We start from the raw sequence: 22,585 nt of genomic DNA, 5'->3' as shown, positions 1-22,585 counted from the left end.
TATGACAAACGGGGTTCAGCGCGCGTCGGCCCCGATCGGCAGGATGCCGAGGAACTGCAGCAACCACTGCATCATGGTGGCGGAATCCACCTCCCCTTCCAGGGAAGAGAGACTGCTCTGGTAATGTGCATCGGGCAGCCTGTCCCGTCGCCGCTCGATAAGGGCCCGGTTGTACGCCACCGAGAATTCCGGGTGCCCCTGGATGGCGACGATGTGATCCCCCTGCAGGAACATGAAGTTGGGGCAGAAGTCGTTGCCCGCGAGCAGGGTCGCCCCCGGCGGAAGCTGCTCCACCTGATCCTGGTGGCTTGCCAGGATGCGGATGGTGTCCAGCCCCGGCGCCATCCAGGGTTTTGTCGTCTGCATGGCATGGACAGACACCCCCAGCCCCCACCCCTTGGTGGACTTCATCACCTCCCCTCCCAGCGCCTGGGCGATCACCTGGTGGCCGAAGCAGACCCCGGCCAGCTTGACGTTGGCATCGTGGGCCCGGCGGATCCAGTCGCGCAGCGCCAGGATCCAGGGGATGTCACTGTAGGCATCGTGACGCGAGCCGGTGATGAGCCAGGCATCGCATTCGGTCAGATCCGGGGGCAGATCGCCGTCGAGGGCGGACCAGACCCGAAATTCCAGCTCGGGGGCCAACGCCCGGAAACCCTTGATAAACATCTCGGAGTAAACGGGACCAAAATCTCCCACCAAATCGGGGTCCAGCCGGTCACAATCGAGAATACCCAGTCGCATCTGTTACTCCTTGACAGAAGCGCCCCCGCAGACCGGCGGCCTGCGGGGGCAAGAGATTAAAGCCATGGCAGCGAGCCAGTGGCTCACTTCATGGTCGGCATGGAGAACTCGGCGCCGGCGCGCAGGCTCTGGGGCCAGCGGGCGGTCACCGTCTTCATCCGGGTGTAGAAGCGCACCCCATCCGGCCCGTGCATGTTGAGCGGCCCGAAGATGGACCGTTTCCAGCCACCGAAGCTGTGAAACGCCATGGGCACCGGAATGGGAACGTTCACCCCTACCATACCGACCTGAACCCGCGTGGTGAAGTCCCTTGCGGTATCTCCGTCACCGGTGAAGATGGCGGTGCCATTACCGTACTCGTGTTCGTTGATGAGGCGCAGGGCCGTCTCGTAGTCCGGGGCCCGCACGATGGCGAGCACGGGGCCGAAGATCTCCTCCCGGTAGATGCGCATCTCGGGGCCGACCCGATCGAACAGGCTGCCCCCGATGAAGTAGCCCTCGCCATGGCTCAGGCCCCGGCCATCCACCACCAGCTCGGCCCCCTCGGCCACCCCCTGATCCACGTAGCCGCGCACCTTGGCCAGGTGTTCCCGGCTGATGAGGGGCCCCATCTCGTTCTCCGGACTCTGACCGAGGCCGGGGCCGACCCGCAGGGCCGCCACCAGGGGCGAGAGCTTCGCCACCAGGGCATCAGCGGTCTCGTCACCCACCACCACGGCCACCGAGATCGCCATGCAACGCTCGCCCGCCGCACCATAGGCGGCCCCCATCAGGGCGGAAACCGCCTGATCCAGATTGGCATCCGGCATGACCACCATGTGGTTCTTGGCGCCGCCCAGGGCCTGCACCCGCTTGCCGTGGGCCGAGGCGGTGGCATAGATGTACTGGGCGATGGGGGTGGAGCCGACAAACGACACGGCACCGACCCTCGGGTCGGTCAGCAGCACGTCCACCACCTCCTTGTCGCCGTTGACCACGTTGAGCACCCCGTCCGGCAGGCCCGCCTGCTTGAGCAGTTCGGCCATGCGCAGAGAGAGGGACGGATCCTTCTCCGAGGGCTTGAGGATAAAGGTGTTGCCGCAGGCCAGGGCCACCGGGAACATCCAGAGCGGCACCATGGCAGGGAAGTTGAACGGGGTGATGCCGGCGCAGACCCCCACCGGCTGCATCATGGAGTGACTGTCCACCCCGCGGCCCACGTTGAGGGAGTGCTCCCCCTTGAGCAGATGGGGAATGCCGCAGGCAAACTCCACCACCTCCAGCCCCCGAGTCAGCTCCCCCTGGGCGTCGGAGAAGACCTTGCCGTGCTCGCGGCTGATGAGCTGGGCCAGCTCATCCCTGTGCTGCTCCATCAGCTCCTTGAAGCGAAACAGCACCCGGGCCCGCACCAGCGGCGGGGTCTGGGACCACTCCCCAAAGGCGCGTTCGGCGCAGGCAATCGCCTCGGCACACTCGTCGGCCGTGCTGAGAACGACGGAGCCCTGCTGCTGGCCGGTGGCCGGATTGAAGATGGCACCGAAACGCTCGCTGCGACTCTCGGTCGTCTCGCCGTCGATGAAGTTGTCGATCCTGTAACTCATAAATCCTCCGTGATGGGTCATCCGTCCTCCCCTCGCCGCGCCGGGGCAGCACAGGGGGATGACGCCCGGGACGAGCGCCATCCTGTGTGATGTGGGGTCAGTCCTGGGCCTGCAGGGCGTCCTGCAGCAGGGTGAAGAGATCGTCGATCTGGCTGCGCTCGATGATGAGGGGAGGCGACAGGGCGATGATGTCGCCGGTCACCCGGATAAGCGCCCCCTTCTCGAAACAGCGCACGAACACCTCGTAGGCCCGCTTGCCCGGTGCATCGGGCATGGATTCGAGCTCGATGCCCGCCACCAGGCCGTAGTTGCGCACGTCCTTCACGTGCTTGCAGCCCTTGAGGGAATGGGCCGCCTCCTCCCAGTAGCCTGCCAGATCGGCGGCGCGGCTGAGCAGGTTCTCGTTACGGTAAATCTCGAGGGTCGCCAGACCCGCCGCCGCGGCCACAGGGTGGCCGGAGTAGGTGTAGCCGTGGAACAGCTCGATGGCCCCCTTGCCCGCCGCCATCATGTCGTCATAGATATGGTTTTGCACCAGCACGGCCCCCATGGGGATGGCGCCGTTGGTGAGCCCCTTGGCGCAGGTGATCATGTCGGGGATGACGTCGAACTCCTGGGCGGCGAAGGGGGAGCCGAGGCGGCCGAAACCGGTGATCACCTCGTCAAAAATCAGCAGGATGCCGTGTTTGGTACAGATCTCCCGCAGCCGCTTGAGATAGCCCTTGGGGGGCATGATGACCCCGGTGCTGCCGGCGATGGGCTCGACGATGACCGCCGCGATGTTGCTGGCGTCGTGCAGGAAGACAATCTTCTCCAGTTCATCGGCCAGGGTGAGGTCTTCTGCTGGCAATCCCTTGGTGAACGCATTTTTCCCTATGTTGAGGGTGTGGGGCAGATGATCCACCCCGGTCAGCAGGGAGCCGAACCACTTGCGGTTGCCGGGAATGCCCCCCACCGAGATGCCGCCAAAACCCACTCCGTGGTAGCCGCGCTCGCGGCCGATGAGCCGGGTACGGGTCCCCTGGCCGCGAGCCCGCTGCCAGGCCAGCGCAATCTTGAGCGCGGTGTCCACGGACTCCGATCCGGAGTTGGTATAGAAGACGTGACCGAATCCCTTGGGGGCGATCTCCACCAGCCGGTTGGCCAGCTCGAACGGCAGGGGGTGGCCCATCTGGAAGGTGGGGGCAAAATCGAGGTGGGAGATCTGCTGGGAGACCGCCTCGGCGATCTCGCGCCGACCATGGCCTGCGTTGCAACACCAGAGTCCGGCAGTGCCATCCAGTATCTTGCGGCCATCCTCTGAGTGATAATACATCCCCTCTGCCGACTTCAGGATGCGCGGCGCCGCCTTGAACTGCTGGTTGGCGGTGAACGGCATCCAGAATGCGGACATGTCGGGGGTATTGATGTCGCTGACAGGTTTCATGGTCACCTCATCCTTAAGGCGTTTAGTAACACCCGGCTCATGCCTATTAAATTAAACACCTGAATCCATAAAAAAGGGCTTTTATCGCCCGGCTTGGTGTCACCCCTCAGGGGTGGTATAAGATATTTAACACAATTTTAATAATAGTAAACAGTCAAGGAGTGTCTATCGATGGATATCGGTCACCGCCTCAAGGCGGTTCGCACCAAGGCGGCCCTCTCCCAGCGCGAGCTGGCAAAACGCTCCGGTGTGACCAACGGCTTTATCTCCCAGATCGAGAAAAATCAGGTGAGCCCCTCGGTGGCCTCCCTGCGCAAGGTGCTGGAAGGCATCCCCATGTCATTGGCCAGCTTCTTCACCGACGAGACGGAGATGGATTCCGAGGTGATCTTCCGTGCGGACGACATGCCGGATCTCGGCACCCACCCCATCAGCTACCGTCTGGTGGGTCACAGCCGCGCCAACCGCGCCATCGGCATGATGCAGGAGATACTGCCCCCGGGCGCCGACACCGGTGACGACATGCTGAGTCACGAAGGGGAAGAGTGCGGCATCGTCATCCGGGGTCAGGTGGAAGTCACCGTGGGCGAGCAGGTTCACCTGCTGGCACCAGGAGATGGCTACTACTTCGACAGCCGCACTCCCCACCGTTTTCGCAACGTGGGGGATCAAGAGTGCGTGCTGATCTCGGCCAACACGCCCGCCAGCTTCTGACGGGCCTTCTCCCGGAACAGCCCGCCGGGATCCCCCCCTGCCCGGCCCGGGGATCAGGCCCGCGACACGGGCTCCCGCCCCGCCGCGCGACCCCAGACACCACAGGCCAGGGCGCCCGGTGTGACCCGCCGTTGGCCCGGGTTGTTCGGGAACAGTGTTTAATGAATTGTTACAAGATGGATTTACAAGCGGCAGGATGTTTAGCATATTGATACGCGGAGACTGACTTTCTGCCGGTTCAAGGAGTGAACATGAGTGACCTGACCCTGGCCCAGTGGCAACACAAGGCCGCCCATCTGACCCTGCCCTCGCAAGCCTTTATCGACGGCACCTACCGGGATGCCGTCAACGGCGCCACCTTCGATTGCATCAACCCGGCCAACGGCCAACTGCTGACCAGGGTCGCCTCCTGCGACGCCGCCGATGCCGAGTTGGCGGTCAAGGCGGCCCGTGCCGCCTTCGACGACAAGCGCTGGTGCGGCCTCTCTCCCAAGCAGCGCAAGCTCATCATGCAGCGCTTCGCCGAGCTGATGCGCCTGAACCTGGTGGAGCTGGCACTGCTGGAGTCGCTGGATATGGGCAAGCCCATCGGCGACGCCATGGGGTATGACGCCCCCGCCGCCGCGAACTGCATCGCCTGGAACGCCGAGGCGATAGACAAGATCTACGATCAGGTCGCCCCGGTGGAAGAGTCCGCCCTGGCCCTGGTGACCCGGGAGCCCCTCGGTGTCGTGGCTGCCATCGTGCCCTGGAACTTCCCCCTGGTGATGGCCTGCTGGAAGCTGGGCCCGGCGCTCGCCACCGGCAACTCGGTGATCCTCAAACCCTCCGAGAAATCCCCCCTCACCGCCCTGCGCATCGCGGGTCTGGCGAAGGAGGCGGGCATCCCCGACGGTGTCTTCAACGTGCTGCCGGGCTTTGGTCACACCGTGGGCGAGGCGCTGGCCATGCACATGGACGTCGACTGCATCACCTTCACCGGCTCCACCAAGATCGGCAAGCATCTGGTGCAGTGCTCCGGGAAATCCAATCTGAAACGCGCCTTTATGGAGTGCGGCGGCAAGAGTCCCAACATCGTGCTGGCGGATGCACCGGATCTGGACGCCGCCGCCAGAAGCGCCGTCGGCGCCATCTTCTACAACCAGGGGGAAGTGTGCACCGCCGCCTCCCGCCTGCTGGTGCAAAACAGCATCAAGCCCCAGTTCATGGAGCGGCTGCTGGCCCACGCCCGCGAATGGATCTCGGCCAACCCGCTCGACCCCACCACCCGCATCGGCGCCATGGTGGACCACATCCAGATGGAGCAGGTGCTCAACTACATCGCCATCGGCCAGCAGGAGGGCGCCAAGCTGCTGCTGGGAGGCAAGCGCACCCAGCCCGAGGAGGGCGGCTACTACATTGAACCCACCATCTTTGACGACGTGACCCCGACGATGCGCATCTTCCGCGAGGAGATCTTCGGCCCCGTGCTGGCGGTGACCGGCTTCGACACCCTGGAAGAGGCCATCGCCCTTGGCAACGACACCGACTACGGCCTGGCCGCGGCGATCTGGACGGCGGATCTCAACCAGGCGGTGAAGGGCTCCCGCGCCCTGCGCGCCGGCACCGTCTTCGTCAACAACTGGGATGGCGGCGACATGACCATGCCGTTTGGCGGCTTCAAGCAGTCCGGCAACGGGCGCGACAAGTCCCTGCACGCCCTGGAGAAGTACACCGAGCTGAAAAGCACCTGGATCCAGCTCGAATAACGTCATAAATGACGCTTATCAACAAAACAGGGGGGAGAAATCCCCCTTTCTCATTTTTACTCTTTTATCCCCTCGCTCAATCGATATAATCGTCAAATAGCAAGCCATTAAATTTAAAGATAAAAATGCTGTTTTTTCTGGGAAGTGTACTGTTTCTGGTGGTGGGACTGCCGCTGTTGTTCTTCGTGCTGGGTCAGGGGGAAGCCTATGTCACCTGGGGCCCCTGGATCTCCGCCATCGCCCTCATGCTGTGGCTGCTGATGGACGTGGAGAAGATCCGCCGCGGGGGCGGTCGCTGAAGTCGCTCCTGCAGTTAAAATCCCGTCAGACCCATTTATTGTCTTCTTTCCCTGCAAAAGGATCGCTACACTGACTTTTTGCGATGTTTCCCGACATCCGCACTCCAGTGAAGGTTATCCGCATGCAACAACAGATCCAGCGCCAGGGTGTCCTCTATGCCCTCGGCGCCTACACCCTTTGGGGCCTGGCACCCATCTACTTCAAGTCCCTCTCCGCCGTGCCGGCCGCCGAGATCCTGACCCACCGCATGATCTGGTCCTGCGCCCTGCTGATGGTGCTGGCGCTGCTCGGACGCCAGTGGCACAAGGTGCAGGCGGTACTGCGCCAGCCCAAGGTGCTGCTCACCCTGGCCTTCACCTCCGTCACCGTCGGCGGCAACTGGCTGCTGTTCATCTGGGCCATCAACAACGGCCACATGCTGGATGCGAGCCTGGGCTACTACATCAACCCCCTGTTCAACGTGCTGCTCGGCATGGTGTTTCTGAGCGAGAAGCTGCGCCGCCTGCAGTGGTGGGCGGTGGGGCTCGCCTTTGTCGGTGTCGCCGTCCAGCTCATCGCCTTCGGCTCCCTGCCCTGGATAGCCCTGGTGCTGGCCTCGAGCTTCGCCATCTACGGCCTCATTCGCAAGAAACTGGCCCTGGACGCCCTCACCGGCCTGCTCATCGAGACCCTGATCATGCTGCCGCCGGCCGCCTTCTATCTGTGGGGCATCGCCGACAGCCCCACCAGCCACCTCACCCAGAATGACTGGCACCTGAACCTGCTGCTCATCGCCGCGGGCGCCGTCACCACGGCCCCCCTGCTCTGCTTCACCGCGGCGGCCACCCGGCTCAAGCTCTCCACCCTGGGCTTCTTCCAGTACATAGGCCCCAGCCTGATGTTCATCCTGGCGGTGACCCTGTATGGCGAGGCGCTGGCGCTGGACAAGATGATCACCTTCGGCTGCATCTGGAGCGCCCTGGTGCTGTTCAGCCTGGATGGCCTGCGCAGCGGCAAGCGGCGCCAGGAGGCCGGCTGAGGCGCCGGCGCAATAATCTACAAGCCAAGGGGCCGCTTTCGGGGTATCAATAGGGGATGAACGCACCCCAATCCCGCATCCACTACTGGCAATCCCGGCTGCTGCCGGGGGTTGAACTCTCCCACTCCCACCACAGGGAGTTCAGCTATGGCCGTCACGTGCATCTGGACTACCACATCGGTCTGGTGCAGCGGGGCGGCCAGAAGTTCATCCACAAGGGGAACAGCCACAACCTGGTGCGCGGCGAACTCTCCACCGTCAACCCGGACGAAATGCACGACGGCCTCAGCCTGCTGCCGGAAGGGTACGAGGTGCGGGTCTTCTCCATCGCCCCCGAGCAGCTGGCCCGCTGGCTGCCGGAGCACCCCGAGCCCTTTTTCCACCAGGGATTGCAGAGCCGCCCCGACCTCTATCAGGGCTTTGCCCGCCTGCACATGCACCTGGACGGCCCTTCCCCCGACGGCCTGCTGGCGGAGAGCCAGTTGCTGGCCCTGCTGGGCGAACTGTTCCGGCTCGCCCCCGAGCGCCACGCCCTGGCGGATCCCCAGCTCAGGTTCCTGCGCGACCATCTGCTGGCCCGGCTGGACGAGCGCCACACCCTGGAGGACCTGGCCGCCCTGTTCGGGCTGGATCGCTTCGCCTTCCTGCGTCAGTTCAAGAAGAAGACCGGCATGACCCCCTATGCCTGGCTCAAGCGGCTGCGCCTCGAACAGGGCAAGCGCCTGCTCGGCAGCGGTCTGCCGGTGAGCGAGGTGGCACTGGCGGTGGGCTTCTTCGATCAGAGCCACTTCCACCACGGTTTTCGTCAGGCCTTCGGGCTCACCCCGGCGGAGTATCGCCAGCAGATGCTGCCCGCCTGAATCACCGCCGCTGCAATCTTTTACAATCTCCCGTCCCCCGTCCTGCCCCATGCTGTCACCTCCATACCGCTGTCGGAGGTCTTTTATGTTCACCAGCCTGTTTCTGACCCTGGGTCTCGTCCACCTCGTTGCTCTGGCGAGCCCGGGCCCGGATTTCGCACTCATCCTGCGCACCAGCCTGCACAGGCCCACCGCCCTCGGAGCGGCCCTTGGCATCGCCCTCGCCATCCTGCTCCACGCCACCCTGAGCCTGACCGGCATCAGCCTGCTGATCGCAAGCCAGCCCTGGCTCTTTCTCGCCGTGAAACTGGTGGGAGCCCTCTATCTGGGCTGGCTGGGCTGGGGGGCGCTGAAGGCGGCCTGGCAGGGAAGCGGGGATCTGGCGCTGCGCGCCGGAGGCGAGCGGCCGGGCTGGCGCAAGGGGGTGAAGAGCGGGCTGGCCACCAATCTGCTCAACCCCAAGGCGATGCTGTTCTTCATGGGACTGCTGGCCGCCATGGTGACGCCCCAGGTGGATGGCCTGACCCGGGGACTGCTGATCCTGGAGCTGTTCCTGCTCTCCCTCGTCTGGTTCAGCGCCCTGGCCTGGAGCCTCTCCACCCCCCGCGCCCAGCACCTGCTCGGCCGCATCCAGCGCCCGCTCAACCTGATGACGGGCCTGCTGTTTGGCGCGGTCAGCCTCTCCATCCTGGTGGATCTGCAGGGGCACTGGCCAGCGGCCTGACCGGCACGTCCTTGTTGGCGGCAAGCAGGGAGGGGCCTTGACGGACGGCGCGACTACTCCCCGCGCCGCATCCCCTTGCGCAGGTAGACGTAACCCTCCCCCGGGCTGCCCCAGCGCTGATGGGCGCCGTTGTCATAGGCCCTGTCCAGCAGCCGGACACTGTCCGGGCCGATCCAGAGGTACTGCACCAGGGTGGTGGCACCGCCAAAATCGGTGGCGCAATGCCCGACCCGGGTCTGTCCCTTGTACTCCCCGCCCGGCTGGCGGGTCAGCCAGATCTCGCACCCTTCGCGCAGGGAGAGTTGCTGCGGGGTGAGGGAGTCAAGCAGCTCTGGCCGACGCCAGGCGCCGGCAAAATCCGTGGCCCTCGGCATGGTCAGTTCGGCCATCAGGATGCGGCCATCGGGCAGGGAGGAGAAGCGGTAGATGCGCTGGCGAAACGGTCGCTGCGCCCGCTCGGTCAGAAACTGCTCCGCATAGACCCAGCGAAAGGGGCCCTCCCCGGGCCAGATCTCCACCAGCCGCAGCTCGGCACTGGTGAAGCGGGCATCGAAGGTGGCCTGCTCCTGGCTGGAAAACTCCCCCGAGAACCAGGAGAGCAGGGGCTCCAGCCTCCCCTGCGTGGCATGGGGGCCGGGGGCCGTCACGAAGGGGACGGGCGCCGCCCAGATCAGGCTGGCGTAAAACAACCCCAGCAGGGCCGCCATCAGCTGTGTCATCGAATCCTTCCGAGTCGCTTGCATGGCGGCGATTATATGAGCGAACGGTGACAATAACCTCTATCTTGATCAACTCCTTGAAGAGAAAACGAAAAATCCTCTCTGCAGGCGAAAGGAGGCGACGCCCCCCGGCCTGCGTTCCGTCAGATCAGCATCCGAAGCGCACAGTAAACCAACAAGCCCGCCAGCGTCAGGTTCAGAATGCGGCCGTGGCGCTGGAACAGGGGCTGCAGCAGATGACCCGCCAGGGCCCAGCAGAGGTTCCCCAGCGTGCCGATCAGCGCCAGCAGCAGGCTGACGCCCAGCACCCAGACGAATTCTGTGGTGTGGGGCAACACGAAGGTGGAGAGCGCCGTGATGCCGTATAGGATGATCTTCACGTTCACGAACTGCAGCCAGAAGCTGGTCCAGAAGCCGGGCAAGGCTCCATCTGTGCTCGACAGGTTGGAGCCGCTGGCCGCAATGCGCCAGGCCAGCCAGAGCACATAAGCCGCCCCGGCCCAGCTGAGCCAGCCAACCAGCGCGGGGGAGAGGCTGATGAGGGTGAAGGTGAACAGGGCACACAGCAGCATGATCAGCAGGAAGCCCGCACTCATGCCCGCCAGCACCCGGCTACTGCGGCGCAGACCATGCTGATTGGCGGCGCTCAGAGCCAGTATGTTGTTCGGTCCCGGCGTCATGGCCGTGATCAGGGTGTAAGTCAAAAATGCGCTGACAAGGGTCGTGGTCATGGTGTTTCTCCAAATGGGAGTGATACCTTAACGCGGCCATTGGCATCAAAAAATCGAATGTTTTAGCATTCTAAATTCAACCATTTCGATGAATTGGAGTCCCCATGGATTTGCGACGTCTCATTACCCTCAAGACGGTGATCGAGGAGGGCTCCTTCGTGAAGGCATCCCGCAAGCTCTGCTGCACCCAGTCGACGGTAACCTTCCATATCCAGCAGTTGGAGCAGGAACTTTCGCTACAACTGTTCGAAAAAATAGGGCGTCGCATGTGCCTGACCAAGGCCGGACAGAACATCATGCCGCATGTGCACGAGATGATCCGGGTGATGTCGGGTCTGCGCCAGGCGGCGCAGCAGGACGCCGAGCCGAGCGGTGAGCTCAGGGTCGCCATCGGCGAAACTCTGCTGGCCTACAAGATGCCGGCGGTGCTCGAGCGCTTCAAGCGGCTGGCTCCCGGGGTCCGACTGTCGCTCCGGTCCCTGAACTGCTACGTCATTCGCGATGCGCTGCTGGCGGACGAGGCCGATCTCGGTATCTTCTATCGGGTCGGCAACGATGCCGCCCTGCTGATGGAGAGCTTTGGCGAGCAACCCCTGGTGCTGGTAGCTTCCCCCGCCCTCAGCGGTGGTATCGACTTCACCCGCCCGGATCAGCACCTGCCGGTCAGCTTCATCATCAACGAACCCCAGTGCATCTTCCGTCAGATTTTCGAGAGCACATTACGCCAGCGAGCCATCACTCTGGACGGCACCATAGAGCTGTGGAGCATAGAGAGCATCAAGCGCTGCGTGGCCAGCAACCTCGGCGTCTCCTTCCTGCCCCGCTTCGCCGTCGAGCGGGAGCTGAGTTCGGGGGAGCTGCAGGAGCTGCCCTTCTCCCCCACGCCCCTCGTCATCACGGCCCTGTGCGCCCACCACGCCAGCAAGTTTGTCAGCCCCGCCATGCGGGTGTTTATGGAGTGCGTGCAGACGTGCCTGACAGAGGAGGCGTCGCCAGCGGCAAATGCGGCCGCTCATGGCGACCAGGACGCGCGCCGCCTGATGACAACCTAGCCCTTCAATGGGAGCGCCACGACTCCTGACCCTCGGTTGTCCTTCCCCCGAGCGACTATCCTTGCTCGGATACAACCGAGAAGGAACCCAAGATGAGCACAGGAACAGTCACTCTGCATCGCGTACTCAAGGCCCCGCCACAGCGGGTATACCAGGCCTTTATCGAGCCGGACGCCCTGGCCAAATGGCTGCCCCCCCATGGCTTCACCTGCAAGGTGGCGGCGCTGGATGCCAGGGTCGGCGGCCAGTTCAGGATGTCGTTCACCCACTTCGCCAGCGGCCACACCCACGCCTTCGGCGGCGAGTATCTCGCGCTGGAGCCGGGCAAGCGCATCCGCTACACCGACCGCTTCGACGACCCCAACCTGCCGGGGGAGATGCAGGTCACCATCACCCTCACCCAGGTGCTGTGCGGCACCGATCTCGCCATCGAACAGGCGGGTATTCCGGCGGTCATCCCGGTGGAGATGTGCTACCTCGGCTGGCAGGAGTCCCTGATGCAGCTCGCCACCCTGGTGGAGCCCGAGATCCCCGCCGAGTGACCTGACACGGGGGCTCCCCCGGTGGCCCCCGCACAGATACCCCTTGTGAGAGAGGGGCCTGATCAGGTATCTCTGTGGGCAGGGCGGGCTGCGTCCTTGCAGCGACCATCCACCGCCAGGAGCCCCCATGAAACGAGTCTTGATGATGACCATGGCCGCCGCCCTGCTGGGCGGGTGCGCCGTGAAGAACCAGGTCACCCACAGCCTGCAGGCGATCCCGCTCACCGCCTTCCAGCAAAGCGAGAGCAACCCCAACCAGCGTATCTACAAGGAGCCCGGCGTGGATCTGCGCCAGTACCATCAGGTGCTGCTCGATCCCTTGCAATTCATCCGCCAGGAGAACGGCCAGTGGTATCTGCTGACCGCCAACGAACAGAACGAAATCGGCCGCTACTACCACGCCACCTTCCAGCGCGAACTGATGAGCCAGGGCGTCAAGATGGCTACCGAACCCGGTCCCGGCGTGATGCGGGTGCAGGCGGCCATCACCAACTTCGACCTGACCCGCCCCGACCCCAAGCTGCGGGATCTGCTGCCCGCCAAGATCGCCATCAACGTCACCCGCGAGGTAATAGGCAAGGAGCCCTATCTGCTCAGGGTGGGCAGCATGGCACAGTTGCTCGACGCCCAGAGCGGCAAGCTGCTGGTGCGGGTGATGGACGCTCGCGAGAGCCCGGACACCACCCACAAGGATTCCCCCATCACCGCCCAGGAGATGGAGAAGATGATCGATCAGTGGGCCGCAAGTCGCGCCAAACAACTGGCCGACAACCTGGGGCGCTGAGCCGGGCCGAAAACGACAAAGCCTGCCAGGGGGCAGGCTTTGTCGTCGCTGAAGCGCGGTTTATTGCAGGTTCAGACCGCCCAGGTAATCCCGCTTGCCCAGATCCACCCCGGCCTGGCGCAGCAGGGCATAGGTCATGGTGAGGTGGAAGTAGAAGTTCGGGATGCCGTATTCGTGGACGCAGCTGTGGCCGTCCATCCCCTTGCCACCGGCCCAGTAGGGGTAGTAGTGGCCGCTCGCATACTGGCTGAAATCGGCGTCCAGCTTGCCTTGCAGGTAGGCAATGGTCTTGGCCACGTGGGCGCGCAGATCCGCCATGGTCTTGGGATCATCCCCCAGCACCGGCGGCTCGCTCAGGCTGGCGGTGGCCACCACGGCGCGGGCGCTGTCGCAGCAGATCAGCACCTGCTTGCACAGGGGCAGCATGTCGACGATGAGGCGCTCATTGAAGAAGTTGTCCACGTTGAATTTCTTCGCCTCGGCGTGGGCCTCGGCCTTGGCCAGACACTGGTCCAGGTTGGTCAGCATCTTGATGAACTGGGCTGCGATATCACGATTCATAATGCACTCTCGGTTGGTTGAAAGCAGTAAAACGAGCGGCTCCACTATAGCGCATCCCCCTTGCAGTTCGAGCCCGAGGGGATGAAAAGCGGGGACGTCCTCCTTGCCCTGCGACAGGCGGTGGCGATCACCGGCGGGCTGCGAGGCCAGAACGCCGCGCCCCGTCGCCGCACCGAGTCCCTCTTTCCCCTTTTTTTGATCTGTGACAGGCATCTCGTTTTTCGAGGGGCGTAGTCTGAAGCCCGTTGCCCCGGCACGGGCCGGGGCACCCATCCCACAAGGAGAATGCCATGAAGATCTACGATCGAAACCGCAATGTGCTGACCCTGGGCCAACGGGTGATGATTGCCGCCACCGGCGCAGTCGACACCCTCAAGGAGGCGCACACCGACAACCTGACCCCCTATGAGGCGGAACATGAGAAGTGCGTGCTGCTGACAAACAGCCAGGAGCGCTACGCCCCCATCGAGTTGATTAGACTAAATAGCTGTTCCGAATAGTAGATCACCGGAGGAAGGGAACTCAGTCCAGTTTGTGCGATCTGATTAGTCGCTAAACAAAACAAGCCACACCCAAAGGACTGAGTTGATGCCTATCCTACCACCTCTGCCACGACCACAACGGCGCCGCATTCACAAAATCATCCATGCCACCCGTGATAAAGGACATGCTCGTCGCTTGATGGCCATCTTGCTGTTACATGAAGGACGCACGATCACCGATGTTCATCACCTTACCGGCGCTGCGCGCTCGACCATCGGTCGTTGGCTTCGGTGGTATCGAGATGAAGGCATAGATGCGCTAGAAGCCTTACCGGCTGGCCGTGCCCCAGTCTTACCTATCGCCAAGATTGTCACCTTACTGGTGCTGCTCATGCAGTTTTCTCCGCAAGATTTTGGTTATCAGCGCAGCCGTTGGTGTACTGAACTATTGGCTATAAAAATCAATCGGTTAACAGGGCTAAATGTGGCAGCCTCCACGCTCCGCCGATGGTTACCTCGTATGGGCATTGTCTGGCGCAGGCCCGTGCCGACCTTGCGGATAAAAGACCCAGCCTATCAGGAAAAAATGGCGAATATCGACGCCGCGCTGGCCCGCTGTGATGCCGATAATCCGGTGTTTTATGAGGATGAAGTCGATATAGACCTCAATCCCAAATTAGGAGCCGACTGGATGTTCAGAGCGCAGCAAAAGCGGGTTGTCACACCGGGGCAGAATGCCAAGCATTATCTGGCAGGCGTTCTCCACGCAGGCAACGGAAGGGTACTTTACGTCAGCGGGATCAAGAAAAACTCATCGCTGTTTATTGCCATGCTGGAAAAGCTGCGCCACCACTACCGACGAGCCAAAACCATCACGTTGATCCTCGATAACTACATCATTCACAAAAGCAAACAGACCGAGCGATGGTTGAAGAAGAATCCCAAGTTCTGCCTGGTGTTCCAGCCAGTTTACAGCCCTTGGGTTAATCACATAGAACGGCTATGGCACAAGTTACATGAAACCATCACGCGCAATCATCAATGCAGAGGGATGGCAAACCTGCTGGCCCGAGTGAAACACTTCATGGATACCGTGTCTCCTTTCCCGGGGAATGGCTATGGCACAGCGAAGGTGTAGCACTATTGGGATCAGTTATTTAGGCTGATCCCGTTTTCCGTCACCCTACTCTTTACAATTCACCCGGCCGCCGCGTCCGTCGCTGGCCGGGTTTCTCTCTCCCCTCTCTACTCCTTCTCCGAGCCGCTGCACCTTATGAGGGCGAGGCGATGCAGCTGGCCGGGATCCAGCCTGATTGGCCCGCTTCGTTGTGAACCCAGAGCCAGCCTGCCAGCTCCCGATCCACCCGTACCCGCTCCCCCGCCGCCACATCCAGCTCCCGGGCGGTATAGTCCTGGCGCGCCTGCGCCTCCTCGGCGCTTATCGGGGTCAGCAGGGACAGGGGCGCCCACCCCTCGTTGCCGTCTGCGGTAAAGGTGCGCACCCAGCCCGGAAACTCGTCGTCCTCGTGGCCGATGCGCACCCGCTCTCCGGCCCGAAAGGCGATGGGATTGGGGTAGCAGGTGTGGTGCGCCGTGGTGATCAACGCCAGCATTGTCTCTTCCTCCGACAGGTTCTGTTTGGTGACGCCCCGAGTCATACCACAAGCCGGGCCCCGTTGCGTCAACCGGGCTCACACCCTCTGGCAGAGGGCACGCTCCCCCGGGGCGGGCCGACGACCCTGATCCCCACGATTCATTACTGTCAGTGAATTTTCATATCATCCAAGTGTCATTTCAGTGAACACATCACCGCCCTAGACTGCTTCTCGAACCTTAACGAGGAGTCTTGTATGAAACTCACCCCTATCCCGTTGCTGGCCGGCACCCTCGCCTCGGCCTTCTCTTTCAACACCTTCGCCGGTGACATCGTCTCGGTGCAGTTCAGCGATGGCCGCCCCGCCGTGACCGGCATCGAAGCGGTCAACAACGCGCTCAACCCCATCGGTGTCAACGTGGTCACCGTCGACATTCCCGAGGCCGCCAGGCCGCTGCTTGAAGCCTCCCACCGCCGCGCCCTGACCAAAGCGGAGCACGGCGCCCTGATTGCGGCCTTCAACCTGAGTCAGGGGGAGCTGCTGGAGCAGGCCAGGCTCGCAGGGCGCGAGCCTGCGGTGCAAGGGGGCGGCGTCGCCACCGAGGAGACAGGCGTCGGCCCCTACCCCAAGGTCTATGACCTGATGGCGCTGGACGAGCGCACCCGCAGCGCCGTGCTCGGCAAATATGGCCGCATGCACGTCAACTCCGCCGAGGACGGCACCGACATCGACGAGGTGATGACGGTGGTCAGCGGCGGGCCGTTCCGCTGGGGCTTTACCCTCAAAGACGGCAGCATCGCCCGCTTCCAGATAGACAAGGTGGGCCTGGAGGACAAGGCCGTGCGGATCAGCTATCACGGGCTCGGCATGCACGCCGGGTTGATGGATGCAAAACAGGGGCTGCTGGTGGCCTTCGCCCACGGACCCAGAGCGTTCACCATGCGCTACCAGGCGGACGTGCCCCACGCCCAGCTGCTCGGCACCAACCCCTGGGCCGATGTCGGCATCACCCTGCCCCCCGCCCCCGGCAAGGTGCAGTAAGCCGGTGCGTGCCATCTGGCGGCGGGGCCCGGGCCCTGCCGCCTGCTTTTATGCCTGCCGTCACGGTCCGGGGTGCCCGGGGCTCATCGCCTCTCTTTCGTCTGCGTCTCTGCCGGGCCCGCCACGCCCCGGAGGGCCATGATCCGGGCCGCTCTACCACCGGCAACTCTCTGTCTGGCGGGGGATGGGGGGTGGACACCCCGGGGATCCGCACTATTGTGATAAAAGTGCGCAATGATGGCGCCATCATTTACCAGTAGTGAATTAACGGGGGCAGGATGAACAAGATCACGGCGCTGAACGTCTTTCGCCGGGTGGTGGAAATGGGCACCTTCAGGGCGGCGGCGGACGACCTGCGCCTCTCCCAGGCGGCGGTCAGCAAGAACATCAACGAGCTGGAAGCCTTTCTCGGCATTGCGCTGATCAACCGCACCACCCGGCGGCTGAGCGTCACCGAATCGGGCATGGCCTATTACGGCCAGATATGCGCCGTGCTGGACAGCCTGGAGGCCGCCGACCAGTCCATCATGGCCGCCTCCTTCACCCCCAGGGGCAGGCTGAGGATCGGCATGCCCATGTCCTACGGGCTGATCCGGCTCAACCCCCTTGTCTGCGAATTCCAGCGCCGCTATCCGGAGATCGGCATCGAGGTGATCCTGAGCGACGCCTACATGGATCTGGTGGATCAGGGGCTGGACGTGGTCATCCGGGGGGCTGGCACCCTGGAGGACTCCACCCTGCGCGCCAAACCCCTGTGCGAGGTGCAGCGGGTGCTCTGCGCCGCCCCCGATTACCTGAAGGAGGCGGGCCAGCCCGCCCACCCGGAGGATCTCAAGGCCCACAACTGCCTGCGCTACAGCCTCTCCTCCTCCCCCAACAAGTGGTTCTTCACCCGGGACGCGGAGAGCGTGGCGGTAGAGCTGCCCCCCGCCAGCTTCTGCGCCAACAACGGCATCGCCCTGAAACAGGCGGCGGTGCAGGGGCTCGGAGTGATCCTGGTACCGGATGAATTCGTGTCGGACGACCTGTCGGACGGCACCCTGGTCAGACTGCTCCCCGACTGGCAACCCGACCCCCACGCCCTCTTCGCCGTCTACCCCTTCCACAAGGAGCAGTCCCGCAACGTGCGGCTCTTTATCGAATATCTCGTCAAGGCGTTTCAGCCGAGGTAAGTCAGACAGGCGGGGGCTTGGGATATCCGCCTGCATGTAGGTTCGATTAGCGAAGCGTAATCGGACGTTCGCGTAATCGGACGTTCACGTCATCGGACAATCGGACAATCGGACAATCGAACGATCGCGTCACCGGTCCATCCCATCATCTGACAACCGCGCGACGGGGCCCACGAACGGATCGCCGGGCGGCAAGGCTATGCTTGGCTTTTCTGCCGAAGATAGGGGAAATGCATGGCCAACTGGCGGCGGGCATGGTGGCCCGGCGGAACCTGGTTCTTTACCGTCAACCTGCTGGAGCGGCGCAACAACCGATTGCTGGTGGAGCAGATCGACCTGCTGCGCCACAGCGTTGCCAAGGTGCAGCAGGCTCACCCCTTCGCCATCCACGCCTGGGTGGTGTTGCCCGACCATCTCCACTGCATTCTCTCTCTGCCGGAAGGGGACACCGATTTCCCCCTGCGGTGGCGGCTCATTAAAAGCCATTTCTCCCGCGCCTTGCCGGTCAACGAGCGCCGCAGCCAGACCCGGCTACGCCACGGGGAGCGGGGCATCTGGCAACGCCATTATTGGGAACACCTGATCCGGGATGAGCGGGATTACCGCCACCATATGGATTATGTCCATATCAACCCCCTCAAACATGGTCATGTCACCCGGGTGGCCGATTGGCCGTATTCCACCTTCCATCGTTATGTGGCGAGTGGCACCTATCCACCGGATTGGTGCGGGTCGGTGGATGGGGCGTTGGGGGGATTGGAGTGAACCCCTAAAAGGGTTGTTCCGTTGTAAGCGTCCGATAACGCGAACGTCTTACGCGATCGTCCGATTACGCTTCGCTAATCGAACCTCATGTACAGGATCTTTAGCTACAACCAATTGAAATAGATAGAAAAAAGGCTTCGTTTGTGATCTGATTTAATCGCAAAAAAAAACCGACACGCCCGAAGCCATGACTATTATCAATGCAACCCAGTACCTCAAGCAACTTCTTAGCTCTTCTGAACTCAACCGGATCGGTAAATTTACCGGTTTTTGTCAGCGACTCCGGGATATCCAGCCTGCGAGACTACTCCCGGCTCTGCTCTCAGGGCTTGGTTGCGACAAGGTGGATGGTATTGCTGGTTTGCATCGCCATTTCAATGCGTTGCAGCTCCATGATACTGACCAAATAGCGTATAAACCCTTTCACAACCAGTTACGCAAGCAGGGTTTTCCCTTGTTCATGCGCGCACTGGTTGAACGAGCCATCGCCTTACGCCTCAAGGAGTGTCTACCGGACGCCCACGGACTGGCAGGCTTTGAGCAGGTACTGCTGCAGGACGGGTCGTCATTCGCGTTACATCCGCAATTGGCAGAACATTTCCCGGGCCGATTCAATAAGCACAGCCCCGCTGCGGTAGAGTGTCATATGACCATGTCCTTGCTGGACCAGTCGCCGATATCGATGAGTATCACGGCGGATACCGAATCGGAGCGCAAGCATCTTCCGGCCGCAAATTCGTTAAATAACAAACTGTTATTGGCGGATGCCGGTTACATCAGCCGCGAGTACTTTGCTGATGTGACCAAAGCCAAAGGAAGCTATCTGGTCAGAGGGAGTCAAAATCTCAATCCCAAAGTACAGGCAGCTTACCGACAGGACGGCAGGGAAATGCCCAAGTTACTCGGAAAAAAGCTCAAGGATATCGATCGGAGAAGCTGCAGAGCCGAGGTTCTGGATCTGGATGTGAGTTCGGGAAAGTATAAATATCGACTCATAAGACGTTGGTTTGCAGAGGAAAAACGGTTCTGTATATGGATGACCAATCTTCCGCGTGAGCGATGGCCAGCCGAGAAGGTGATGGCATTGTATCGTTGCCGTTGGCAGATCGAACTGTTGTTCAAAGAGCTGAAATCACATAACCGGTTGAAGGCGTTCGCGACACGACAAAAAGCGATAGCGGAAGGCTTGATCTGGGCTAGTTTGCTGGCCTTGCTGGTCAAACGTCGGCTGGCGCTGACGCTGATTGGCAGCGCGGAGTTATCGATGCTGAAGATTGCCAAAAACAGCGCGCTTTGGTTAATGCCGATATTGGCGAGCATCATCCATGGTGCGTGGCAGGAAATAACAGAGAAGTTGGAGTGGGCAATGGTGTATTTATCCAAAAACGGCAAAAAGAGTAGGCAGAGAAAATCCAAGCAAAACAACACGTTAGACGGTATTATTAATTCGCTTGCCGCTTAAGGTTCTGTACATGAATCGAACCTACGGTCCTACCTACCGTAAGAAAGAATCTGGGGTACATAAATACTGTGCTTCAAATCGATCTTTAATTTGTAGGAAGCTAACATGTACAGGATCTTTAGCTACAACCAATTGAAATAGATAGAAAAAAGGCTTCGTTTGTGATCTGATTTAATCGCAAAAAAAAACCGACACGCCCGAAGCCATGACTATTATCAATGCAACCCAGTACCTCAAGCAACTTCTTAGCTCTTCTGAACTCAACCGGATCGGTAAATTTACCGGTTTTTGTCAGCGACTCCGGGATATCCAGCCTGCGAGACTACTCCCGGCTCTGCTCTCAGGGCTTGGTTGCGACAAGGTGGATGGTATTGCTGGTTTGCATCGCCATTTCAATGCGTTGCAGCTCCATGATACTGACCAAATAGCGTATAAACCCTTTCACAACCAGTTACGCAAGCAGGGTTTTCCCTTGTTCATGCGCGCACTGGTTGAACGAGCCATCGCCTTACGCCTCAAGGAGTGTCTACCGGACGCCCACGGACTGGCAGGCTTTGAGCAGGTACTGCTGCAGGACGGGTCGTCATTCGCGTTACATCCGCAATTGGCAGAACATTTCCCGGGCCGATTCAATAAGCACAGCCCCGCTGCGGTAGAGTGTCATATGACCATGTCCTTGCTGGACCAGTCGCCGATATCGATGAGTATCACGGCGGATACCGAATCGGAGCGCAAGCATCTTCCGGCCGCAAATTCGTTAAATAACAAACTGTTATTGGCGGATGCCGGTTACATCAGCCGCGAGTACTTTGCTGATGTGACCAAAGCCAAAGGAAGCTATCTGGTCAGAGGGAGTCAAAATCTCAATCCCAAAGTACAGGCAGCTTACCGACAGGACGGCAGGGAAATGCCCAAGTTACTCGGAAAAAAGCTCAAGGATATCGATCGGAGAAGCTGCAGAGCCGAGGTTCTGGATCTGGATGTGAGTTCGGGAAAGTATAAATATCGACTCATAAGACGTTGGTTTGCAGAGGAAAAACGGTTCTGTATATGGATGACCAATCTTCCGCGTGAGCGATGGCCAGCCGAGAAGGTGATGGCATTGTATCGTTGCCGTTGGCAGATCGAACTGTTGTTCAAAGAGCTGAAATCACATAACCGGTTGAAGGCGTTCGCGACACGACAAAAAGCGATAGCGGAAGGCTTGATCTGGGCTAGTTTGCTGGCCTTGCTGGTCAAACGTCGGCTGGCGCTGACGCTGATTGGCAGCGCGGAGTTATCGATGCTGAAGATTGCCAAAAACAGCGCGCTTTGGTTAATGCCGATATTGGCGAGCATCATCCATGGTGCGTGGCAGGAAATAACAGAGAAGTTGGAGTGGGCAATGGTGTATTTATCCAAAAACGGCAAAAAGAGTAGGCAGAGAAAATCCAAGCAAAACAACACGTTAGACGGTATTATTAATTCGCTTGCCGCTTAAGGTTCTGTACATGAGGAAGCTAAAGCGAATGCTGCATTCAAGGACTTTTCTGCTGAATCCTTATCCACTTTCTCATTTCGATGAGCAAAACCATTACGTGCATTCTTAGCTTGCGTTATCAATGCAATAACAGATGAATACTCACGATAGTTAGCAGTGCTTTGCACTTTTGATAGCATGTCATCGAACTTCGGTGAGTTCCCATTTTTATTCATGCTGCCATTTGCTTCTCTTAAGAAAATATCAAGTATGATATGCTCTATGATAAACCAAGAGAGAATTAATGAGGTGCTGTAGTCACTATTTAAATACTCGCTTTCAGATTTTGATAGAGTGTTTAAGCATTCAATTCCCTTCTCATCTAAACGTTCTAAAACATCAAAAGCCTTTTTGTATGCATCAATATAAATTTGGCCATCTCGACTTTCTAATTCTTTGAACTCAAGATTCATAGCTGAGGTTACATTAGGGCATGTCGGGATGAATGTTGTTGGTTCATCGAGGTTTTGACCGCTTTCACCGAAGAATTTCATGCACATGGTTTCATGAAGGGTGATTTCTATTGGGATAATTGGCGTGGCACAGCCTGAAGTGTAATCCTTTGATGTCAAAGCTAGTAGATAGTTAAAGACATTAGCGACCTTAATTAAATTTTTACGTAATTCAACAGTTTTGAAAAAGTCATCCTCTTGTGTTGTTGCTAGTCTCTTTGTGTTGCTTGATATCCAAACCATACCCGGTCTTGTTACTATTATAGAAAGATCTTTCCCTTTAGCAGCAAAAACCACCTCTCTTATAAAAAGAGATTTATTTTTCCTGGCATTAAAGTCATACCAATGCTCATCAGCATCTACTACAACCCAAACATATGGTTTTGGTGTAAAACCTAAAAAATAAACGTTATTCATTAGCGTTGCCTGGTAATTAATTTGAATGCATTAATAACACTTGTTGTAACCTGATGCCAGCATCGTAGGTTCGAATAGCGAAGCGTATTCGGACGATCGCGTATTTAAAGTTGTCGCGATGGGGCATATAAAAATCAACCCGGCCTAAGCCGGGTTGGTTGTATCAAAAGGCGGGAA

The 22,585-nt window shown here is 60.2% G+C and carries 24 protein-coding genes; 16 read left to right on the top strand and 8 right to left on the bottom strand.

Annotation, left to right across the window (positions count from 1 at the left end; genetic code table 11):
* Positions 1 to 15 precede the first annotated feature (15 nt).
* The 3 genes from H7R73_RS00570 to H7R73_RS00560 form a co-directional block, all read right to left on the bottom strand.
* A complete protein-coding gene (locus tag H7R73_RS00570; protein ID WP_010672496.1) occupies positions 16 to 744 on the bottom strand; it encodes a glutamine amidotransferase-related protein in 729 nt (242 codons plus the stop codon).
* Between the two features lie 83 nt (positions 745 to 827).
* Positions 828 to 2,324, bottom strand: a complete 1,497-nt coding sequence (locus tag H7R73_RS00565) for a CoA-acylating methylmalonate-semialdehyde dehydrogenase (protein ID WP_039039524.1) — start codon at positions 2,322 to 2,324, stop codon at positions 828 to 830.
* Between the two features lie 97 nt (positions 2,325 to 2,421).
* Positions 2,422 to 3,750 (bottom strand): aspartate aminotransferase family protein, encoded by a 1,329-nt coding sequence (locus H7R73_RS00560; RefSeq protein WP_042015227.1) that lies wholly within the window; start codon positions 3,748 to 3,750, stop codon positions 2,422 to 2,424.
* Positions 3,751 to 3,921: 171 nt separating this feature from the next.
* Between H7R73_RS00560 and H7R73_RS00555 the strand changes: the two genes are divergently transcribed.
* The 6 genes from H7R73_RS00555 to H7R73_RS00530 all read left to right on the top strand — a co-directional run bounded on the left by H7R73_RS00555 (position 3,922) and on the right by H7R73_RS00530 (position 9,114).
* A complete protein-coding gene (locus H7R73_RS00555; RefSeq protein WP_010672493.1) occupies positions 3,922 to 4,464 on the top strand; it encodes a cupin domain-containing protein in 543 nt (180 codons plus the stop codon).
* A gap of 251 nt (positions 4,465 to 4,715) precedes the next feature.
* Positions 4,716 to 6,212, top strand: coding sequence for an aldehyde dehydrogenase (locus H7R73_RS00550; RefSeq protein ID WP_039039526.1), 1,497 nt, complete (start codon positions 4,716 to 4,718; stop codon positions 6,210 to 6,212).
* Between the two features lie 125 nt (positions 6,213 to 6,337).
* Positions 6,338 to 6,511 (top strand): hypothetical protein, encoded by a 174-nt coding sequence (locus H7R73_RS00545; protein ID WP_010672491.1) that lies wholly within the window; start codon positions 6,338 to 6,340, stop codon positions 6,509 to 6,511.
* Positions 6,512 to 6,633: 122 nt separating this feature from the next.
* The gene (gene rarD, locus H7R73_RS00540; protein WP_103261065.1) at positions 6,634 to 7,530 is read left to right on the top strand and encodes an EamA family transporter RarD; all 897 of its coding nucleotides are present in this window, start codon (positions 6,634 to 6,636) and stop codon (positions 7,528 to 7,530) included.
* 56 nt (positions 7,531 to 7,586) lie between these two features.
* On the top strand, positions 7,587 to 8,390 hold the full coding sequence (locus H7R73_RS00535) for an AraC family transcriptional regulator (protein WP_049636721.1): 804 nt from the start codon (positions 7,587 to 7,589) through the stop codon (positions 8,388 to 8,390).
* 85 nt (positions 8,391 to 8,475) lie between these two features.
* The gene (locus H7R73_RS00530; protein ID WP_010672488.1) at positions 8,476 to 9,114 is read left to right on the top strand and encodes a LysE family translocator; all 639 of its coding nucleotides are present in this window, start codon (positions 8,476 to 8,478) and stop codon (positions 9,112 to 9,114) included.
* Positions 9,115 to 9,167: 53 nt separating this feature from the next.
* Here H7R73_RS00530 and H7R73_RS00525 read toward each other — a convergent pair whose 3' ends face one another.
* Positions 9,168 to 9,833 (bottom strand): chromophore lyase CpcT/CpeT, encoded by a 666-nt coding sequence (locus H7R73_RS00525; protein WP_041212148.1) that lies wholly within the window; start codon positions 9,831 to 9,833, stop codon positions 9,168 to 9,170.
* 143 nt (positions 9,834 to 9,976) lie between these two features.
* Positions 9,977 to 10,564: a cysteine/O-acetylserine transporter gene (eamB, locus tag H7R73_RS00520; RefSeq protein ID WP_039039530.1), complete on the bottom strand. Its 588-nt coding sequence runs from the start codon at positions 10,562 to 10,564 to the stop codon at positions 9,977 to 9,979.
* Between the two features lie 104 nt (positions 10,565 to 10,668).
* Here eamB and H7R73_RS00515 point away from each other — a divergent pair, with 104 nt between their 5' ends.
* The 3 genes from H7R73_RS00515 (at position 10,669) to H7R73_RS00505 (ending at position 12,942) form a co-directional block, all read left to right on the top strand.
* A complete protein-coding gene (locus H7R73_RS00515) occupies positions 10,669 to 11,616 on the top strand; it encodes a LysR family transcriptional regulator (protein WP_080767915.1) in 948 nt (315 codons plus the stop codon).
* 92 nt (positions 11,617 to 11,708) lie between these two features.
* On the top strand, positions 11,709 to 12,158 hold the full coding sequence (locus tag H7R73_RS00510; protein WP_103259322.1) for an SRPBCC family protein: 450 nt from the start codon (positions 11,709 to 11,711) through the stop codon (positions 12,156 to 12,158).
* A gap of 127 nt (positions 12,159 to 12,285) precedes the next feature.
* Entirely contained in the window at positions 12,286 to 12,942 is a 657-nt protein-coding gene (locus tag H7R73_RS00505) for a DUF3313 domain-containing protein (protein ID WP_029313469.1), read from the top strand.
* Positions 12,943 to 13,002: 60 nt separating this feature from the next.
* Here the strand turns inward: H7R73_RS00505 and H7R73_RS00500 are convergent, their stop codons facing one another.
* The gene (locus H7R73_RS00500) at positions 13,003 to 13,503 is read right to left on the bottom strand and encodes a DUF1993 domain-containing protein (protein ID WP_103259321.1); all 501 of its coding nucleotides are present in this window, start codon (positions 13,501 to 13,503) and stop codon (positions 13,003 to 13,005) included.
* A gap of 290 nt (positions 13,504 to 13,793) precedes the next feature.
* Here H7R73_RS00500 and ydfZ point away from each other — a divergent pair, with 290 nt between their 5' ends.
* Together ydfZ and H7R73_RS00490 are read left to right on the top strand one after the other, a co-directional pair.
* Entirely contained in the window at positions 13,794 to 14,003 is a 210-nt protein-coding gene (gene ydfZ, locus H7R73_RS00495) for a putative selenium delivery protein YdfZ (protein WP_182951440.1), read from the top strand.
* 88 nt (positions 14,004 to 14,091) lie between these two features.
* The gene (locus H7R73_RS00490; RefSeq protein WP_001809438.1) at positions 14,092 to 15,123 is read left to right on the top strand and encodes an IS630-like element ISAhy2 family transposase; all 1,032 of its coding nucleotides are present in this window, start codon (positions 14,092 to 14,094) and stop codon (positions 15,121 to 15,123) included.
* A gap of 133 nt (positions 15,124 to 15,256) precedes the next feature.
* Here the strand turns inward: H7R73_RS00490 and H7R73_RS00485 are convergent, their stop codons facing one another.
* Entirely contained in the window at positions 15,257 to 15,598 is a 342-nt protein-coding gene (locus H7R73_RS00485; RefSeq protein ID WP_045522450.1) for an SH3 domain-containing protein, read from the bottom strand.
* A gap of 237 nt (positions 15,599 to 15,835) precedes the next feature.
* Here H7R73_RS00485 and H7R73_RS00480 point away from each other — a divergent pair, with 237 nt between their 5' ends.
* From H7R73_RS00480 to H7R73_RS00460, 5 genes are all read left to right on the top strand, one after another.
* A complete protein-coding gene (locus H7R73_RS00480; RefSeq protein ID WP_103259320.1) occupies positions 15,836 to 16,621 on the top strand; it encodes a hypothetical protein in 786 nt (261 codons plus the stop codon).
* Between the two features lie 278 nt (positions 16,622 to 16,899).
* Positions 16,900 to 17,793 carry a LysR family transcriptional regulator gene (locus tag H7R73_RS00475; protein ID WP_182951439.1) on the top strand — a complete coding sequence of 298 codons (894 nt, stop codon included), beginning with the start codon at positions 16,900 to 16,902 and terminating at the stop codon, positions 17,791 to 17,793.
* 234 nt (positions 17,794 to 18,027) lie between these two features.
* Positions 18,028 to 18,558, top strand: coding sequence for an REP-associated tyrosine transposase (locus H7R73_RS00470; protein WP_103259272.1), 531 nt, complete (start codon positions 18,028 to 18,030; stop codon positions 18,556 to 18,558).
* A gap of 187 nt (positions 18,559 to 18,745) precedes the next feature.
* Entirely contained in the window at positions 18,746 to 20,020 is a 1,275-nt protein-coding gene (locus H7R73_RS00465; protein WP_011191341.1) for an IS4-like element ISApu2 family transposase, read from the top strand.
* Between the two features lie 205 nt (positions 20,021 to 20,225).
* Positions 20,226 to 21,500: an IS4-like element ISApu2 family transposase gene (locus H7R73_RS00460; RefSeq protein WP_011191341.1), complete on the top strand. Its 1,275-nt coding sequence runs from the start codon at positions 20,226 to 20,228 to the stop codon at positions 21,498 to 21,500.
* On the opposite strand, the gene H7R73_RS00455 is transcribed toward H7R73_RS00460, so the two are convergent.
* Complete coding sequence (locus H7R73_RS00455) at positions 21,497 to 22,408, bottom strand: hypothetical protein (RefSeq protein WP_182951438.1); 912 nt, start codon at positions 22,406 to 22,408, stop codon at positions 21,497 to 21,499. The two genes, H7R73_RS00460 and H7R73_RS00455, sit on opposite strands and share 4 nt — an antisense overlap.
* Positions 22,409 to 22,585: the final 177 nt, after the last annotated feature.

Origin of the sequence: Aeromonas sp. WP2-W18-CRE-05 (assembly GCF_014168615.1) — a bacterium.
In the GTDB taxonomy this organism is placed as follows: domain Bacteria; phylum Pseudomonadota; class Gammaproteobacteria; order Enterobacterales; family Aeromonadaceae; genus Aeromonas; species Aeromonas caviae.
The sequence above is the reverse complement of the archived record's forward strand: the minus strand, read 5'-3'. Positions and strand labels throughout refer to the sequence as shown.

Excerpts from the sequence above, each read along its gene's own strand:
- H7R73_RS00570 (WP_010672496.1), bottom strand. The coding sequence starts at position 744 with ATGCGACTGGGTATTCTCGATTGTGACCGGCTGGACCCCGATTTGGTG.
- H7R73_RS00565 (WP_039039524.1), bottom strand. The coding sequence starts at position 2,324 with ATGAGTTACAGGATCGACAACTTCATCGACGGCGAGACGACCGAGAGT.
- H7R73_RS00560 (WP_042015227.1), bottom strand. The coding sequence starts at position 3,750 with ATGAAACCTGTCAGCGACATCAATACCCCCGACATGTCCGCATTCTGG.
- H7R73_RS00555 (WP_010672493.1), top strand. The coding sequence starts at position 3,922 with ATGGATATCGGTCACCGCCTCAAGGCGGTTCGCACCAAGGCGGCCCTC.
- H7R73_RS00550 (WP_039039526.1), top strand. The coding sequence starts at position 4,716 with ATGAGTGACCTGACCCTGGCCCAGTGGCAACACAAGGCCGCCCATCTG.
- H7R73_RS00545 (WP_010672491.1), top strand. The coding sequence starts at position 6,338 with ATGCTGTTTTTTCTGGGAAGTGTACTGTTTCTGGTGGTGGGACTGCCG.
- rarD (WP_103261065.1), top strand. The coding sequence starts at position 6,634 with ATGCAACAACAGATCCAGCGCCAGGGTGTCCTCTATGCCCTCGGCGCC.
- H7R73_RS00535 (WP_049636721.1), top strand. The coding sequence starts at position 7,587 with ATGAACGCACCCCAATCCCGCATCCACTACTGGCAATCCCGGCTGCTG.
- H7R73_RS00530 (WP_010672488.1), top strand. The coding sequence starts at position 8,476 with ATGTTCACCAGCCTGTTTCTGACCCTGGGTCTCGTCCACCTCGTTGCT.
- H7R73_RS00525 (WP_041212148.1), bottom strand. The coding sequence starts at position 9,833 with ATGACACAGCTGATGGCGGCCCTGCTGGGGTTGTTTTACGCCAGCCTG.
- eamB (WP_039039530.1), bottom strand. The coding sequence starts at position 10,564 with ATGACCACGACCCTTGTCAGCGCATTTTTGACTTACACCCTGATCACG.
- H7R73_RS00515 (WP_080767915.1), top strand. The coding sequence starts at position 10,669 with ATGGATTTGCGACGTCTCATTACCCTCAAGACGGTGATCGAGGAGGGC.
- H7R73_RS00510 (WP_103259322.1), top strand. The coding sequence starts at position 11,709 with ATGAGCACAGGAACAGTCACTCTGCATCGCGTACTCAAGGCCCCGCCA.
- H7R73_RS00505 (WP_029313469.1), top strand. The coding sequence starts at position 12,286 with ATGAAACGAGTCTTGATGATGACCATGGCCGCCGCCCTGCTGGGCGGG.
- H7R73_RS00500 (WP_103259321.1), bottom strand. The coding sequence starts at position 13,503 with ATGAATCGTGATATCGCAGCCCAGTTCATCAAGATGCTGACCAACCTG.
- ydfZ (WP_182951440.1), top strand. The coding sequence starts at position 13,794 with ATGAAGATCTACGATCGAAACCGCAATGTGCTGACCCTGGGCCAACGG.
- H7R73_RS00490 (WP_001809438.1), top strand. The coding sequence starts at position 14,092 with ATGCCTATCCTACCACCTCTGCCACGACCACAACGGCGCCGCATTCAC.
- H7R73_RS00485 (WP_045522450.1), bottom strand. The coding sequence starts at position 15,598 with ATGCTGGCGTTGATCACCACGGCGCACCACACCTGCTACCCCAATCCC.
- H7R73_RS00480 (WP_103259320.1), top strand. The coding sequence starts at position 15,836 with ATGAAACTCACCCCTATCCCGTTGCTGGCCGGCACCCTCGCCTCGGCC.
- H7R73_RS00475 (WP_182951439.1), top strand. The coding sequence starts at position 16,900 with ATGAACAAGATCACGGCGCTGAACGTCTTTCGCCGGGTGGTGGAAATG.
- H7R73_RS00470 (WP_103259272.1), top strand. The coding sequence starts at position 18,028 with ATGGCCAACTGGCGGCGGGCATGGTGGCCCGGCGGAACCTGGTTCTTT.
- H7R73_RS00465 (WP_011191341.1), top strand. The coding sequence starts at position 18,746 with ATGACTATTATCAATGCAACCCAGTACCTCAAGCAACTTCTTAGCTCT.
- H7R73_RS00460 (WP_011191341.1), top strand. The coding sequence starts at position 20,226 with ATGACTATTATCAATGCAACCCAGTACCTCAAGCAACTTCTTAGCTCT.
- H7R73_RS00455 (WP_182951438.1), bottom strand. The coding sequence starts at position 22,408 with ATGAATAACGTTTATTTTTTAGGTTTTACACCAAAACCATATGTTTGG.